9 protein-coding genes and 1 riboswitch are annotated in these 16,233 nt (G+C 65.7%); of the genes, 7 read left to right on the top strand and 2 right to left on the bottom strand.

The window, feature by feature from the left end; genetic code table 11:
- Positions 1-8: 8 nt before the first annotated feature.
- A riboswitch (TPP riboswitch) is annotated at positions 9-106 on the bottom strand.
- 431 nt (positions 107-537) lie between these two features.
- Together GGR73_RS08880 and GGR73_RS08875 are read left to right on the top strand one after the other, a co-directional pair.
- Positions 538-3,309: a TonB-dependent receptor gene (locus tag GGR73_RS08880; protein ID WP_154833377.1), complete on the top strand. Its 2,772-nt coding sequence runs from the start codon at positions 538-540 to the stop codon at positions 3,307-3,309.
- 304 nt (positions 3,310-3,613) lie between these two features.
- Positions 3,614-5,587, top strand: coding sequence for a prolyl oligopeptidase family serine peptidase (locus GGR73_RS08875; protein WP_184456593.1), 1,974 nt, complete (start codon positions 3,614-3,616; stop codon positions 5,585-5,587).
- 9 nt (positions 5,588-5,596) lie between these two features.
- Here the strand turns inward: GGR73_RS08875 and GGR73_RS08870 are convergent, their stop codons facing one another.
- Both GGR73_RS08870 and ggt read right to left on the bottom strand, forming a co-directional pair.
- Positions 5,597-7,435, bottom strand: a complete 1,839-nt coding sequence (locus GGR73_RS08870) for a methyl-accepting chemotaxis protein (RefSeq protein WP_184456590.1) — start codon at positions 7,433-7,435, stop codon at positions 5,597-5,599.
- 79 nt (positions 7,436-7,514) lie between these two features.
- On the bottom strand, positions 7,515-9,224 hold the full coding sequence (gene ggt / locus GGR73_RS08865; RefSeq protein ID WP_104609336.1) for a gamma-glutamyltransferase: 1,710 nt from the start codon (positions 9,222-9,224) through the stop codon (positions 7,515-7,517).
- A gap of 642 nt (positions 9,225-9,866) precedes the next feature.
- On the opposite strand from ggt, the gene ilvC reads away from it, so the two are divergent.
- From ilvC to GGR73_RS08840, 5 genes are all read left to right on the top strand, one after another.
- The gene (ilvC, locus tag GGR73_RS08860; protein ID WP_024940100.1) at positions 9,867-10,868 is read left to right on the top strand and encodes a ketol-acid reductoisomerase; all 1,002 of its coding nucleotides are present in this window, start codon (positions 9,867-9,869) and stop codon (positions 10,866-10,868) included.
- Positions 10,869-10,910: 42 nt separating this feature from the next.
- Positions 10,911-12,632 (top strand): acetolactate synthase 2 catalytic subunit, encoded by a 1,722-nt coding sequence (gene ilvG, locus GGR73_RS08855; protein ID WP_016902671.1) that lies wholly within the window; start codon positions 10,911-10,913, stop codon positions 12,630-12,632.
- A complete protein-coding gene (locus tag GGR73_RS08850; protein ID WP_184456588.1) occupies positions 12,616-12,873 on the top strand; it encodes an ACT domain-containing protein in 258 nt (85 codons plus the stop codon). The genes ilvG and GGR73_RS08850 overlap by 17 nt, the downstream gene beginning before the upstream one ends.
- A 123-nt stretch (positions 12,874-12,996) precedes the next feature.
- Positions 12,997-14,067 (top strand): threonine dehydratase, encoded by a 1,071-nt coding sequence (locus tag GGR73_RS08845; RefSeq protein WP_241239518.1) that lies wholly within the window; start codon positions 12,997-12,999, stop codon positions 14,065-14,067.
- On the top strand, positions 14,064-15,626 hold the full coding sequence (locus GGR73_RS08840) for a 2-isopropylmalate synthase (RefSeq protein WP_024940104.1): 1,563 nt from the start codon (positions 14,064-14,066) through the stop codon (positions 15,624-15,626). The genes GGR73_RS08845 and GGR73_RS08840 overlap by 4 nt, the downstream gene beginning before the upstream one ends.
- Positions 15,627-16,233 lie beyond the last annotated feature (607 nt).

Raw genomic sequence — 16,233 nt, 5'->3', positions numbered from 1 at the left:
CACGGACCATCGCATCTAACGAAGCTTCCCTACGCCGGTATCAGCCGGATCAGGTTCGAAGGGACTATCTCAACCGCAGCGTACTGCGGTACCCCCACTTCGGCGGCGATTAAACCACATCGCACCCTGCGCGGCTGAAAAAATATCGCGGGGCGTCGGCAACGCGCCCGCACCGAGTGCGCCAGCGGCGCATGCCGTTCTAGGCAGCGAACGCTGCCCACCTGGCAGAGCGTGCAGCAGTAGCCTCGCCTTCCACAGCGACATATGTCTCCGCCTGCCACCGCAGGTCGGCGGTGCACATGCACGGCCTCGCCACGGCATTGCATGGCGCGCCCGCGCACTGTGCGCGGCGCAGCGCAACAAGGCGCCGATTGGCGAAAAACGGTGGCGACACGCGCTCGTTAAATTCCCGCTAAGCCCGCGTGTCGTGTCGATGAAGACGTACACGCGCAGGTGCCATCCAACGGGGATCGCGCTGTCGTTCCTCCTCTACCGGGAATCGCCGTATACATGACTATGTCCACGCTCCACCCGACCCTGCGTCGGGGCTCGCTCGCGATCGCCATCGGCCTGTGCATCACCACCAGTGCCGTTGCCCAGGAACAGACCGACAAGAGTCCGACCAATCTGGACAAGATCGAAGTCACCGGCTCGCGCATCCGCTCTGTCGATGTGGAAAATTCGCAACCGGTGCTGGTGCTCACGCGTCAGGACATCGAAAAGCAGGGCCTGACCTCGGTGGCCGACGTGCTCAAGCGCATCCCCTCCAATGGCGCAACGATGAACTCCACCGTCAACAACGGCGGCGACGGCTCGGCCACCGTGAGCCTGCGCAACCTGGGTGCCTCGCGCACCTTGGTCCTGGTCAACGGACGGCGCTGGGTGTCGGGCCTGTCCGGCTCGGTGGATCTCAACACCATTCCGTCGGCCATCGTGGAGCGCGTGGAAGTGCTCAAGGACGGCGCCTCGTCGATCTATGGCTCCGATGCCATCGCCGGTGTGGTCAACATCATCACCCGCAGCGATTTCGATGGTGCCGAAGTCAATGCCTACGTCGGCCAGTACGGCCAAGGCGACGGTCAGCGCACCTCGTTCGATGCCACCGTGGGCGCCACCAGCGAGCGTGGCAATCTGGTGATCGGGCTGTCCAGCGTCAAGGAAGATGCGGTGATGGCAGGCGACCGCGAGATCTCGGCCGAGCCGGTGTATGGCGCAGGGTCGTCGGCCTACAGCAGCTACTCGGCAAGTGGCCGTCTGCGGGCAGGTGGCAACAGCGGTGCCTGGACCGTGTTGCCCGGCAGCGCAACCGCCAGCGGCGACAGCAATTATCCGCGCTACGGTCTGGACCAGTACACCGCCTTCAATACCTCCGACTACGGCTACAACTATGCCAAGGACAATTACCTGGTCACGCCGCAGAAGCGCGATGCCTTGTACGTGCAAGGCAACTACGCACTCACCGACAACGTGCGCTTCAAGTTCGATGGACTCTACAACCGCCGCCAATCGTCGCAGCAGCTGGCCGGCTTTCCGCTGGCCTCGGTCAACACCGGCATCCTGATGAGCGGCGACAGCTACTACAACCCGTACAACAGCGCCTACGGCGGCGACGGACGCGATGTGGGCTGGTCGCATCGGTTGACCGAATTCGCGCGCACCTACCAGCAGGACGTCAAGACCTCGCACGTGTATACCGGGCTGGAGGGCGACTTCCAGTTTGCGGACAGGCAGTTCAGTTGGGATGTGGGCTTTGCGCACAATCAGACCGACCAGACCGAAACCCAGTACGGCGACGTCAACCTGCTCAACCTGGGCAACGCGCTCGGCGCATCCGCCATCGTCAATGGCACCCTGTCGTGCCTGGACAGCGGCGGCGCAGTCATTGCCGGCTGCGTGCCATTCAACCCACTGTCGCCGGCCGGTGGCGTGACTCAGGAGATGTTGGACTACATCCTGTTTACCGCGCACAACACCTATCAGTACAAGAACAGCAGTTTCACCGCCAACCTCACCGGCGATCTGTTCGAGCTTCCCGCCGGCTGGATGAGCTTTGCCGCCGGCGTCGAGCATCGCGAGGAAAGCGGCTTCTCCTCGCCGGATGCGTTGATTTCGGCCGGTTACACCTCGGGCAATTCGTTTACGCCTACCTCCGGCTCGTACACGCTCAACGACTACTACACCGAAGTGGCGATTCCGCTGCTGAAGGATGTGGCCGGTGCGCAATTGCTGGAATTGAGCGCAGCCGTGCGTTACTCGGACTACAACACCTTCGGCAGCACCACCAACAGCAAATTCGGCTTCAAGTGGAAGCCGGTCGCCGACCTGTTGATCCGTGGCAACTACGCTACCGGCTTCCGCGCGCCATCGATCGAAAACCTGTACCTGGGCGCATCGGACAGCTTCGATACCTATTCCGATCCCTGCTCGACCAACAGCACCTCCTACACCGGCGCGATTGCCGCCGCGTGCGCGGCCGGCGGCGTACCGGCCAATTACGTAGCCGAGTACAACAGCGCCAGCGGCAACTCCGGCCAGACCATCTATCCGTTCACCTACACCAGCAACGCCAACCTGCAGCCGGAAAAGTCCAAGAACGCCACGCTCGGTTTCGTCTACAGCCCCGCCTCGGTGCAAGGCCTGGATGTGTCGCTGGACTGGTGGAAGATCAGGATCACCGACGCCATCACCGAATTCAGCGCCAACCAGATCCTGTCGCAGTGTTATCAGTTCAATGTCTCGGCGTTCTGCGACCTGGTCACCCGCGATGCCACCGGCGCCATCACCGGCCTGGTGATCCAGCCGGTGAACGTCGGCGAGCAACGCATGGAAGGCTACGATTTCACCGCGCGCTACAAGCTGCCGCAGACCGCGATCGGCCAGTTCATGCTGACGCTGGATTCGACCTACGTGGCGGTCAACGAGCAGAAGCAGGACGACAATTCGGCCTGGGAAAGCTACAACGGCATCTACCACACCGATAACCCGAACTGGCGCACGCGCGGCACGCTCACCCTGGACTGGAGCTACGGCAACCTGGCCGCCAACTGGGCCGTGCGTTACTACTCGGGCATGAAGGACTACGACTCGGAGCTGGACGACACCGGCAATTATCGCCACGTCGCGGCAACTGCGTTCAACGACATGCAGGTGTCTTACCAATTGCCGTGGAATGCGACTGTGCGCGTGGGTTTGAACAATGTCTTCGACCGCGACCCGCCGGTGGCGCTCAGCGCCTCTGCCAACTCGTTCGATTCGGCCTATGCCATCCCGGGACGCTACAGCTACCTGCAGTACACCCAGCGCTTCTGATCGCGCGCCCTTGGGCCGCCGGGCCCGCTGGCTGGATACGCCGGTTGTCACAACGGCCTCCCTCGGGAGGTCGTTGTGCATGTGCCAGGGCTGACACGCAGGCGGCCGCCTGGCACGCAGCACGCCAGCGGCGCCATGCAGGGACATTTCCACGGCACATCCCCCCGCTAGCCTGCAGTCACTACAACAAGAAACCCGCTCTCTCTCCCTGCCGCCGATCTTCGGCGGCTTTTTTTTTGGACCTACTTGCCACAGCCGTCGCCGGTTCGTTATCGTTCTGTGAAACAGGGGATGGACGACGCAGATGCAGGGGATGCACCGGTTTGGCTGGGCGGCAGTGCTGCTGACGGGAATATTTTCAGGGACCGCGCAGGCCGCCTCTGCGCCGCCTGTCGAGGCATTCGTCGAATCCGGTCCGATCACCTCGCCGGCGATGTCACCCGATGGAAAGCATCTGGCGGTCAGCGCGGATCTGGGCGATGGCAACTACGCGCTGGTGGTCTACCGTATCGCCGGCATGCAATCCACCACGATGCTGCGCTTGCCGCGCTATGAATTGCCGGTGCGCATTGCCTGGGTCAGCGACCGCCGACTGGTGATCGGCAAGGGGCGCAAACTCGGCTCGCTGGAAGAACCCGTGCCGATGGGCGAGATCATCGCCACCGATCTGGATGGCAGCAATCAGCGCTATGTGTACGGCTACCTGCAAAGCACGCGCAATGCGGGCCTGGAGCGCGGATTCGGCTATATCGAGGGCCTGCCGAGTCGCCGCAACGGGCACTTCTACATGCGGCGTCTGTCGTTGGACTCGCGCCATTCGATGCTCTACGACGTCGACGCCAACACCACCACCCATCGCCTGATGGCCGACATCGACGTCCCCGATCTGCGGTTCGTGCTTAACCACGATGGCGTGGCGCACTACGCGTACGGCACCGACGACAACGATAACCCGTTGCTGTTCCGCCGCTCGGGCAATGGCTGGTCGCCAATGACCCAGGTCCAGGCCAGCTGGCGACCGATCGCATTCGCGCGGCAGCCGGGCCGCCTCTATGGCTGGTACAGCGACGCGGGTGGCCCTGCAGTCCTGGTGGCCACCGATCCCGATGGCCAGCAGCGCAGCGTGCTTGCGTCGGACCCGTTCTACAGCGTGGATGACCTGCAGTGGGGTTCGGCGCCGCAAACGCCATTTGCTGCACGGCTGGGGCCAGGGCGGCCGACACTGCGCTATTTCGAGCAGGACACCGCCGAAGCGCAACTGCACCGGAGCCTGAGCCAGACCCTGGCCGGCCAGTACGTGGACTTCATCAATTTCACCGAGGACGGCAATGGCCTGCTGCTGAGGGCCTACAGCGACCGCGATGCCGGAGCCTGGTACATCTTCGACCGGCCGAGCAATACGCTCAAACTCGTCATCAAGGCACGCAATGCATTGCAGGCGGCGCAGATGAGCGAGCGGCGCATGGTGACCTTTCAAGCCAGCGACGGCTTGACCCTGGACGGCGTGCTCACCGTTCCCGGCAACGCCGCAAACGGGGTGCGCCTGCCGATGATCCTGCTGCCGCACGGCGGCCCGCACGCAGATGGCGATGGCTGGGCCTTCGATACCGACGCCCAGTTCCTGGCCAGCCGCGGGTATCTGGTGCTGCAGGTCAACTATCGCGGCGGCCTGGGTCGTGGCAACCGGTTCGAGCGCGCCGGATATCGCCAGTGGGGCGAACGCATCCAGGACGATCTGATCGACGGCGTACGCTGGGCGGTGGGCCAGGGACTGGCCGATCAGACGCGCATCTGCAGCTACGGCGCCAGTTTCGGCGCGTATGCCGCAATGATGGTGCAGGTCAAGGCGCCGGAGTTGTTCCGCTGCGCGGTCGGTGTGGCCGGCATCTACGATCTGCAGATGATGTACAGCAAGGGCGACATCAATCGAAGCGAGTACGGCCTGAATTATCTGGAGCGCGCCATCGGCCGTGATGCCGCCGAACTGGCCGCACACTCCCCGGTGATGTTGGCCGAGCGCATCAAGGTGCCGGTGCTGCTCGTGCACGGCGAAGAGGACGAACGCGCCCCGTTTGCACAGGCCAAGAGCCTGCGCGCGGCATTGACGCGCAGCGGCAACGCGCCGCAGTGGATGGCCGTTGCCAAGGAAGGCCACGGTTTCTACAAGGAAGCCAATCAGGTCACCTTCTACCGCACGCTCGAACGCTTTCTTGCCGAGCAGTTGGGCGACACCACCACAGCGACGACGTCCAGTGCCGTATCCGCCGCGCCGCAGTGACCACGCAAGCTAGTCCAGCGTATAGCCCACCCGCAAACCGCCCCAGTGCTTGCGGCCGACGTAGATCGGGGCCGACAGGTCGAACATGATCTGGCCGGTGTCGCGGCGGTAGACCTGCAGGCGATACGGGTCGGTGTGCGCGCCCACGCTGCGGCCGACGCGGTCGGTGAACTTGCGCTTGGTGCGGTTGCCGACCAGATCGCGCTTGGGATCGCCGGTCAGCGGCTGGGTGAAGCGCAGATTATGCGTGGGCACATAGCCGTCGGGATTGGCGCAGATGGCGAACACGATCCACGGATGCGCATCCAGCAGCGGCTCCTGCAAGGCCGGCAACACCTCGTCGCAAAGCGCATCGAAGTCGGTGCTGAACTTGGCCGGCTCCACGCCGGCAATCGGCGTGTAGGTGCGGGCGAACAGCGCCGCTTCGTCGATCTGGCCGCGTGCGATGGCCTGCGCCAGGGCAGTGCCGATACGAGCGGCGGTCGCCACGGTGAGTTCCTTGACGCGCGCGTGCCGGGGCACTGTCAGCGGGTCGGCCGGCAGACGGAACAGGCCCACGCAATCGCGCAGCGTTTCGGTACCGCGCTCCAGCGCCTCGCTGCGTTCGGCCACGTGCGCGGCATGCTGCAGGTTGCTGCGACCCAGCGCCACCACGCCATCGACGGCACGTTCGATGCCGCGAATCTCGCCGTCCTGCGCCTGGATCCGCCCGGCCACCGTGGTCATCGCGCTGCTGGCCTGGCCGAGCACGCGGGTGATGCCGTCGAGTACCGCTTCGGTGCCGCGCGCGGAGGCCGCACCCTCGCCCACCGCGGCGCTGGTTTCGGCCAGGATCGCGCGCACGTCGCGCGCTGCCGCTGCCGCCCGTTCGGCCAGGCGGCGGATCTCGGTGGCGACCACCGCGAACCCGCGCCCCGCATCGCCGGCATGCGCGGCTTCGATGCCGGCGTTGATCGACAGGATATTGGTCTGGAACGCCACCGAGTCGATGACTTCGATGACCTCGCCGGCACGCGCGGCCCGACGTTCCACTTCGTGCATGGCCTGGCCCAGCGCATGTGCGGCGGCGACGCCCTGACGTGCGCTGTCGTCGGCACTGGCGGCCAGCGCAATCACCTGCGTCAGATCGGCGTTGACGTCCTGCAGGCTCGAAGAGAGCCGCTGCACCGCCGTGCGGGCGCCATCCAGTGCATCGGCCTGCGCCTGCGACTGACGCACCATGCCGTCGTTTTCGGCCACCAGCGGCGGCACTTCGGCGGCGATCTGCACCGACAACGCCACGGCCTGGCGGATCGCTTCGGCCAGATTGCCGAAGCCGGCCTGCAGCCGGCGCCCCATGTCGGTCTCCGCCAGACCGGGCGGCAGCAGCAGTTCCAGCTCGCAACCGGCCAACGCGTTGGCGGTGCGCTCCAGCACGGTGCGGTCTTCGTGTTCGGCCTGCAGGCGCGCCACCAGCGGCTGCAGCAGCGGCGAGATCGGCACCGGTCGGCTGTCTTCGGCCAGGCGGGTGGCTTCGCGCAGCAGGATCGCGGTTTCCACATGCGGCAACGACAGCATCCAGCCACCGTGCTCGCGGTCGCGCACATAGCGCACGCGCCGGGCCGGGTCGTCGCCCGGGGCCGCCCAGACGCCGTCTTCGCCGACCAGATCGGCTGCGCACAATCCCCACAACACCGACGCCGGTGCGCCTTGCAGCTCGCCGGCGGTCTTGCCCAGGACGTCCAGGCCGGCGCGGTTGCAGGCCACCACGCAGGCCTCGGCCGATAGCCGCAACAGCGCGACCGGTGCATCGGGGAGCAGCGCCGCATGCGTTTGCGACGGCGGATCGGGCTGTTGCATCGAGCTCATGGGCTTTCCTAATCCATCACCATCATTAGCGGCGCACTGCGGTTGCAATTGAGCGGCGCCACGCACCGCAAGCGCCTGCTCAGTAGCCGGCGGCCTGCCCGTCCTTGCGGCTTTCCGAAGCGCCGTAATACACCCCGCTGGCCGGGTCGCGCGCGATCGCCTGGTATCCGCCATACGGGCCATCGGCAAAGATCACCCGGTGGCCTTTGCGCATCAGCGCGCGAATGGTGTCGTAGGAGAAGCCGGTTTCCAGGTTGACCTCGCCGCCGTCGCTCATCGCGGTGGCCTGGCCGGTCGGCTCGGTGGAGCCTTCATGCTGGATGCGCGGCGCGTCGCCGGCCTCCTGCAGATTCATATGGAAGTCCACCAGGTTCATCACGATCTGCACGTGTCCCTGCGGCTGCATCGCCCCGCCCATCACCCCGAAGCTCAGCCACGGCTTGCCGTCCTTGGTGACGAAGGCGGGAATGATGGTCTGGAACGGCCGCTTGCCCGGCGCGTAGCCGTTGGGGTGATCCTTTTTCAGCACGAACATCTCGCCGCGGTCCTGCAGGATGAAGCCCAGCCCCGGCGGGGCCATGCCGCTGCCCATACCGCGGTAATTGGACTGGATCAACGAGACCATCATGCCGTCGGCATCGGCCACGGTCATGTAGATGGTGTCGCCTTCTTCCAGCTGCTTGGGCGTGCCCGGCTGCACTTCCTTGAGCGCCTTGTCCATGGAGATCAGCGCGCGACGCTGCGCGGCGTAGTCCTTGGAAATCAGCCTGGCCAGCGGCGCCGGCTGGAACGCCGGGTCGGCATAGAAGCGCGCGCGGTCGGCGAAGGCCAGCTTCTTGGCTTCGGTGAACAGGTGCACATGCTCGGCCGAGCCATACGGGATCTTGGAGAAATCGTAGCCTTCCAGGATATTGAGCATCTGCAGCGCGGCGATGCCCTGGCTGTTGGGCGGCAACTCCCAGACGTCATAACCACGGTAGTTGGTGGACACCGGCTCCACCCACTCGCCGGTGTGGCTGGCCAGATCCTCGTAACTCAGGTAGCCGCCATTGGCCTTGAAATAGGCGCCGATGGTGCGGGCGATGTCGCCCTTGTAGAACGCATCGCGGCCACCGTCGGCGATCTGCTGCAAGGTGTTGGCCAGGTTCGGGTTCTTCCACAGCTCGCCCTTGCGCGGAGCATGGCCGTCGATGGTGAACTGCTCCTTGAAGCCGGGGTACTGCGACAGCCGCGGCACCGAGCGGTCCCAGTAATAGGCGATGGTCTCGGCCACCGGATGACCCTCACGGGCGTAGCGGATCGCCGGGGCCAGGTTCTGCGCCATCGGCTTGCGCCCGAAGCGCTCGTGCAGCGCGAACCAGCCATCCACCGCGCCCGGCACCGAGACCGGCAACGGGCCGGTCGGCGGTATGTCCTTCAGCCCACGGCGCTGGAACTCGGCCAGGGTCAGCGACCTGGGCGAGCGGCCCGAGCCGTTGTAGCCATAGAGCTTGCTGGTCTTGGGGTCCCAGACGATGGCGAACAGATCCCCGCCGACGCCGTTGCCGGTGGGCTCCATCAGGCCCAGCGCGGCGTTGGCGGCAATCGCCGCATCCACCGCCGAGCCGCCCTCCTTCATCACATCCAGCGCGATCTGGGTGGCCAGCGGCTGCGAGGTCGCTGCCATCGCATGTGGGGCGATGACTTCGGAGCGGGTGGCGAACGGCTGCCCGGTGATCCGGTCGGCAGCAGTGAGGGGCGGCGCAAGCAGCGCCAGGGCAGACATCAACAACACAGGTACGCGACGCATGACAGAAGATCCCCGGACACCACAGGTAAGTGGCCAACCATACCAGCGGGTCGGGCCGCCTCGCTCGACAAGCGCTGCCTGTCAGCACAAATACCGCGCATTTAGTGACTCGCATCGCCCGTCACCACCCTGCAGCGATGCGGTTTCAACAGCAACCATGCTGCTGCCACGCGGTTTCGCGCGACACAGCGCCGATTGATGCGGCCGTTTCATGCGCAAGGGTTGACACCCCACCTGCAGCGATGGTTATCTCAGCCACATGTCGCACCGCCACACCACCTCGAACGCCCCAGTGTCCGCGCCCATCGGCGCGTCGGCAGCGTCGCTTCTCGTGCTCGTACTTATTACCTCGCCAACCGGTGCGGGACGGGACTTCGTGTAGGCAACAGACACACAAGGCTTCGATCAGACCCCGCACCGGCAACGGCGCGGGGTTTCGCGTTTCAGGGACCACCAAAAGTTTCGAATGACATGAACGACATCACCGACATCGCCACCAACTGCCCTACCCGCGCCGGCCACTGCGCTGGTGCAGTGCCTGCATGGCCGGTGCCGTCGTCCATCCCCGCTTTGCTCGGCCGGCCAGCCCCTGACGCTGCCTGCTGATCCTTTTCCCACTGCCAACCCCGCAAGGACTACTCCATGAGCAACGACACCCAACCGAAAATCGCGATCATCGGCTACGGCAGCCAGGGCCGCGCGCATGCGCTGAACCTGCGCGATTCCGGCTTCGACGTCACCGTCGGCCTGCGCGCCGGTGGCCCGACCGAATCCAAGGCCCAGGCCGACGGCTTCACCGTGGTGGCGCCGGCCGAGGCGGTCAAGAGTGCCGACCTGGTCGCGATCCTGACCCCGGACATGGTGCAGAAGAAGCTCTACGAAGAGGTCATCGCCCCGAACATGAAGCAAGGCGCCTGCCTGCTGTTCGCGCATGGCTTGAACGTGCATTTCGACATGATCACCCCGCGCGCCGATCTGGACGTGGTGCTGGTCGCGCCGAAGGGTCCGGGCGCGCTGGTGCGTCGCGAATATGAGATCGGCCGCGGCGTGCCGTGCATCTATGCGGTCTACCAGGACACCAGCGGCAAGGCCGAGCAGTTCGCGCTGACCTATGCCGGCGGCCTCGGCGGCGCGCGCGCCAACATCATCAAGACCACTTTCAAAGAAGAGACCGAAACCGATCTGTTCGGCGAGCAGGCCGTGCTGTGCGGCGGCGCCTCGTCGCTGGTGCAGGCCGGGTTCGAAGTGCTGGTGGAAGCCGGCTACCAACCGGAGATCGCGTACTACGAAGTGCTGCACGAACTGAAGTTGATCGTGGACCTGTTTTACGAAGGCGGCATCACCCGCATGCTGGAATTCGTGTCCGAAACCGCGCAATACGGCGATTATGTCAGCGGCCCGCGCGTGATCGACGCCAGCACCAAGGCGCGCATGAAGGACGTGCTGACCGATATCCAGAACGGCACCTTCACCAAGAACTGGGTGGCCGAATACGAAGCCGGCCTGCCGAACTACACCAAGTTCAAGCAGGCCGATCTGGAGCACCCGATCGAGGAAGTGGGCAAGAAGCTGCGCGCCAAGATGGTGTGGCTCAACGGTCAGCAGCAGGCCGCCGCCGCACCTGCGAATCAACAAGCGGCGTAATGCCGCCGCACCCCCACCGCTAACACCGAAGGTCCGCAACGCATGAACACCTCCGCACACAGCACGCCCCGCAACGGCGCGCGCTGGCTGACGCAGGCCCTGGAAGCCGAAGGCGTGGAAACGCTGTTCGGTTATCCGGGCGGCACCATCATGCCGTTCTACGACGCCCTGGTGGATTCCAGGCTCAAGCACATCCTGGTCCGTCACGAACAGGGCGCCGCCCTCGCTGCCAACGGCTACGCCCGTGCCAGCGGCCGGGTCGGCGTGTGCGTGGCCACCTCCGGCCCGGGCGCGTCAAATCTGGTCACCGGCATCGCCGATGCGATGCTCGATTCGGTCCCGATGGTGTGCCTGACCGGCCAGGTCGCCACGCCCCTGCTGGGCACCGATGCGTTCCAGGAACTGGACGTGTTCGGCATGACCATGCCGATCGTCAAGCACAGCTTTCTGGTGCGGCGCGTGGAGGATCTCCCGGAGATGGTGCGCGAAGCGTTCCGCATTGCGCGCGAGGGACGCCCCGGGCCGGTGCTGATCGACCTGCCCAAGGACGTGCAGATCGCCGATGCCTCGCATCTGCCCGATCATGTGCCGGCGGCAGTGTTGCCGCCTCCGGCCCCGGAAGATGCGAAATTGGCCGAAGCGCTGGCGGCCATCGCCAGCGCCGAACGCCCGGTGGTGTACGGCGGTGGCGGCATCGCCCTGGCCGGTGCGGTGGAGGCGTTTCGGCGCTTTGTCGAAGCCACCGGCATTCCCACCGCGCTGACCTTGCGCGGGCTGGGCGCGTTGCCGCATGCGCATCCGGATTATCTGGGCATGCTGGGCATGCACGGCACACGTGCGGCCAATATGGCGATCCAGGAATGCGATCTGTTGGTAGTGGTCGGCGCACGCTTCGACGACCGTGCCACCGGCAAGTTGAGCGAGTTCGCACCATTCGCGCGCGTCATCCATCTGGATGCCGATGCGTATGAAATCTCCAAGCTGCGCACGGCCGACATCGCCGTGCCCGGCGATGTGGCGGTCAGCCTGAAGGCACTGAGCGCGGCACGTGGCAATTGCCAGGCATGGCGTACGCGCTGCTTTGCCAACCGCGAAAAATTCGGCGCGCGTTACGACGCGCCCGGCACCGATATCTACGCGCCGGCGCTGCTCAAGCGCCTGAGCGAAGTGGCCCCGGCCGACACCATCATCGCTTGCGACGTGGGTCAGCATCAGATGTGGGTGGCCCAGCATTGCCGCTTCAACGATCCGCGTAATCACCTCACCAGCGGCGCGCTCGGCACGATGGGCTTCGGCCTGCCGGCGGCGATGGGCGCGCAGTTCGCCTGCCCCGACCGCACCGTGGTGCTGGTCTCCGGCGACGGCAGTTTCATGATGAACGTGCAGGAGCTGGTGACGATCGCGCGCTGCAAGCTGCCGGTGAAGATCGTGCTGCTGGACAACAGCTCGCTGGGCATGGTGCGGCAGTGGCAGGAACTGTTCTTTGCCGAGCGTTACAGCGAAATCGATCTGTCCGACAACCCGGATTTTGCCGCCCTGGCGCAGGTCTTCGGCATCCCGGCCAAGCGCATCATCGCGCGCGGCGATGTCGATGCCGCACTGGCCGAACTGCTGGCGCAACCCGGCCCCGGCCTGCTGCATGTGGCCATCGACGCGCGTGCCAACGTATGGCCGCTGGTGCCGCCCAACAACGCCAACAGCACCATGCTGGACAGCAATCCCGCACACGCGGCCAAGGAGACATCGCATGCGTTACCGGCTTGACCTGGTGCTGAAGCCGGCCGAAGGCGCATTGGTGCGCGTGCTCGGCATGACCGAGCGACGCGGCTTCCGCCCCTGCGCCATCCAGGGCGCCAGCACCCCGGACGATGCCGGCCGCTGGCATCTGCAACTGGACGTGGACAGCACCCGCCCGCCGGAGACGCTGCGCCTGCAGCTGGAGAAGGTGTACGACTGCGAGTCGGTGACGATCACCGTGCTGGACTCGGTCGAGGTCGCGGCGTGAACGCCCGGACCTCGCGCGAGCATGAAACCGCTGTCCGGAGGTGTCTTCTCCCGGATCGGCCGTGCGCGTGCCGCAATGCCTGATTCCGGCCGCCCCTCCCCGCAGGAGCCAGACGTAGGCGACGTGGCGGTCAGCGTGGCCGACGTTCTGGCCGCGCAGGCCCGTCTGCGCAAGTATCTGTCGCCCACGCCGCTGCATTACGCCGAGCGCTTCGGTGTGTGGTTGAAGCTGGAGAATTTGCAGCGCACCGGCTCCTACAAGGTGCGCGGCGCATTGAACGCCTTGCTGGCAGGGCTGGAACGCGGCGACGAGCGCCCGGTGATCTGCGCCTCGGCCGGCAATCATGCGCAAGGCGTAGCGTGGTCGGCGTACCGGCTGGGCGTGCAGGCCATCACGGTGATGCCCTACGGCGCGCCGCAGACCAAGATCGCCGGCGTCGCGCACTGGGGCGCCACCGTCCGCCAGCATGGCAACAGCTACGACGAGGCGTTTGCGTTCGCGCGCGAGCTGGCCGACCAGAACGGCTACCGTTTTCTGTCCGCCTTCGACGACCCGGATGTGATCGCAGGGCAAGGCACGGTCGGCATCGAACTGGCCGCGCATGCGCCGGACGTGGTGATCGTGCCGATCGGCGGCGGCGGGCTGGCCTCCGGGGTGGCGCTGGCGCTGAAATCGCAAGGCGTGCGCATCGTCGGCGCGCAGGTGGAAGGTGTCGATTCGATGGCGCGCGCCGTACGTGGCGATCTGCGCGAAATCACTCCCGTCCCCACCCTGGCCGACGGCGTGAAGGTCAAGATTCCCGGCTTTCTGACCCGCCGCCTGTGCGCGAGCCTGCTCGACGATGTGGTGATCGTGCGCGAGGCCGAATTACGCGAAACGCTGGTGCGCCTGGCCCTGGAAGAACACGTCATCGCCGAGGGCGCTGGCGCGCTGGCCTTGGCCGCCGGTCGCCGCGTTTCAGGGAAACGCAAGTGTGCGGTGGTCTCTGGCGGTAATATCGACGCAACTGTTCTGGCCACACTCTTGTCCGAGGTGCGGCCGCGGCCGCCACGCAAGCCACGTCGTCGCAATACCGAGCGACTTCGCAACGAACGCAGCGCCAAGTCACTTCCCGAAACACCCGTTCTTTCCCGCCCATCCGCAGTCGCTCCAACGCCTGTCACCGCCATCGCCGTAGAGGAGTCTTCCTGGTGAACACGACCGTATCCAACCAGACCCCGCGTATCCGAATTTTTGACACCACCCTGCGCGACGGCGAGCAATCCCCCGGCTGCAGCATGACGCCCCAGCAAAAGCTGGTGATGGCGCGCGCGCTGGACGAACTCGGCGTGGACATCATCGAAACCGGTTTCCCGGCCAGTTCGCATTCGGACCGCGAGGCCGTCGCGATGATCGGCCGCGAGCTGCGTCGCCCCACGCTGGCGGTGCTGTCGCGCTGCCTGCAGGCCGACATCGAAACCTCCGCGCGTGCGCTGGAGGCGGCCGCCAATCCGCGCCTGCATGTCTTCCTGTCCACCAGCCCGCTGCACCGCGAGCACAAGCTGCGCATGAGCCGCGAGCAGGTGCTGGAGTCGGTGCACAAGCATGTGACGCTGGCGCGCGGCTATATCGACGACATCGAGTTCTCCGCCGAAGACGCCACCCGCACCGAAGAGGATTTCCTGGCCGAGGTGGCGCGCGTGGCGATCGCCGCCGGTGCCACCACGATCAATCTGCCGGACACGGTAGGCTTTACCACGCCGGAAGAAATCCGCGGCATGTTCTCGCGCCTGATCGCCAGCGTGGAAGGTGCCGACACCGTGATCTTCAGCGCGCACTGCCACAACGATCTGGGCCTGGCAGTGGCCAACTCGCTGGCGGCGATCGAAGGCGGCGCACGGCAGGTCGAGTGCACCATCAACGGTATCGGCGAGCGCGCAGGCAACTGCGCGCTGGAAGAAATCACCATGGCATTGAAGGTGCGCGGTGCGTTCTACAACATCGATACCGACATCAACACCCCACGCATCGTCTCCACCTCGCAGTTGCTGCAGCGCCTGGTCGGCATGCCAGTGCAGCGCAACAAGGCAGTGGTCGGCGGCAATGCGTTCGCGCACGAGTCGGGCATCCACCAGCACGGCATGCTGCGCCATCGCGGCACCTACGAAATCATGCGTCCGGAGGACGTGGGCTGGGAGTCCTCGCAGATGGTGCTGGGCCGCCACAGCGGCCGCGCGGCGGTGGAACAGCGCCTGCGTGCCCTGGGGTACCTGCTGGAGGAAGAAGAGGTCAAGCTGGTCTTCGAGCAGTTCAAGGCATTGTGCGAAAAGCAGCGCGTGGTCACCGACGCGGACCTGCAGGCCTTGATGCAGGACGCCACTGTGCAGGAAGGCTATCGCCTGGCGTCGATGACCATCAGCGATGTCGGCAGCCGCGCCAATGCGCTGGTGGAGCTGTCCGATCCGGAAGGCAATCGCGTGGCCGAAACCGCGCAGGGCAATGGTCCGGTGGATGCGCTCTTCGGCGCACTGGCCTCGGCCACCGGTGTGAAGCTGGAGCTGGACAGCTACCAAGTGCATAGCGTGGGCATCGGCGCAGATGCGCGCGGCGAAGCCAGCCTGAGCGTGCGCCACGATGGCGTGGAATACGAAGGCACCGGCACCAGCAAGGACATCATCGAAGCCAGCGCCCTAGCGTGGCTGGATGTAGCCAACCGCCTGCTGCGTCAGCGCGAGCGCGGCGTGGTCGCCGGCAAGACGGCTGCGGTGGCGTAACACCGCTCATTCGCTGGACGATGCAAACCTGACGGCCGGCAGCGTGATCTGCTGGCCGTTCTGGTGTTTGGTGTTCCAACTTTCTTGCAAGGCCGTCGATTTGCTGCGGGCGCCTGTGCGCCTACCGTCACTGGATACGGCGCCGCGCCACCGATCTTGGGGGGCGGCATCTGCGGGTTCTGTACGAATGCATCGGGTTGCTGCAGGCGCTTGCACGCGCACCGACACAGAACAGCCTCGCGCACGAGGTCTGCCGACTTTGCGCGAATGCTTCGGTTTGCTGCGGGCGCTTGCACGCGTACCGGTGTGGGACACGCCGCAAGTACGTCCATGTAGGCTCTGGCGCGGCATCCATGCCGCTCAAGGTCCCACGCCGGCACCCGCGCAAGCATCACCAATTGCTATCGGTTACGGAAAGAAATGCAGAGGGCATGCTGGGAACGTGGTGCCGCGTCCGGGGACGGGACCGTGTGGCGGCATGGATGCCGCCACCGAGCCTCCAGGGACGGATTCACGGCGTGTCCCGACATCGGATGCGGCGCCGCGCCACCGACCGACCTGCATGCCGACCAGTCCTGCGCACACCATCCGCAGGTTCATGCAGATG

The sequence above is a fragment of the Xanthomonas sp. F14 genome, assembly GCF_014199865.1.
Note: the sequence above shows the minus strand (reverse complement) of the source record. Positions and strands in the feature narration are given on the sequence as shown.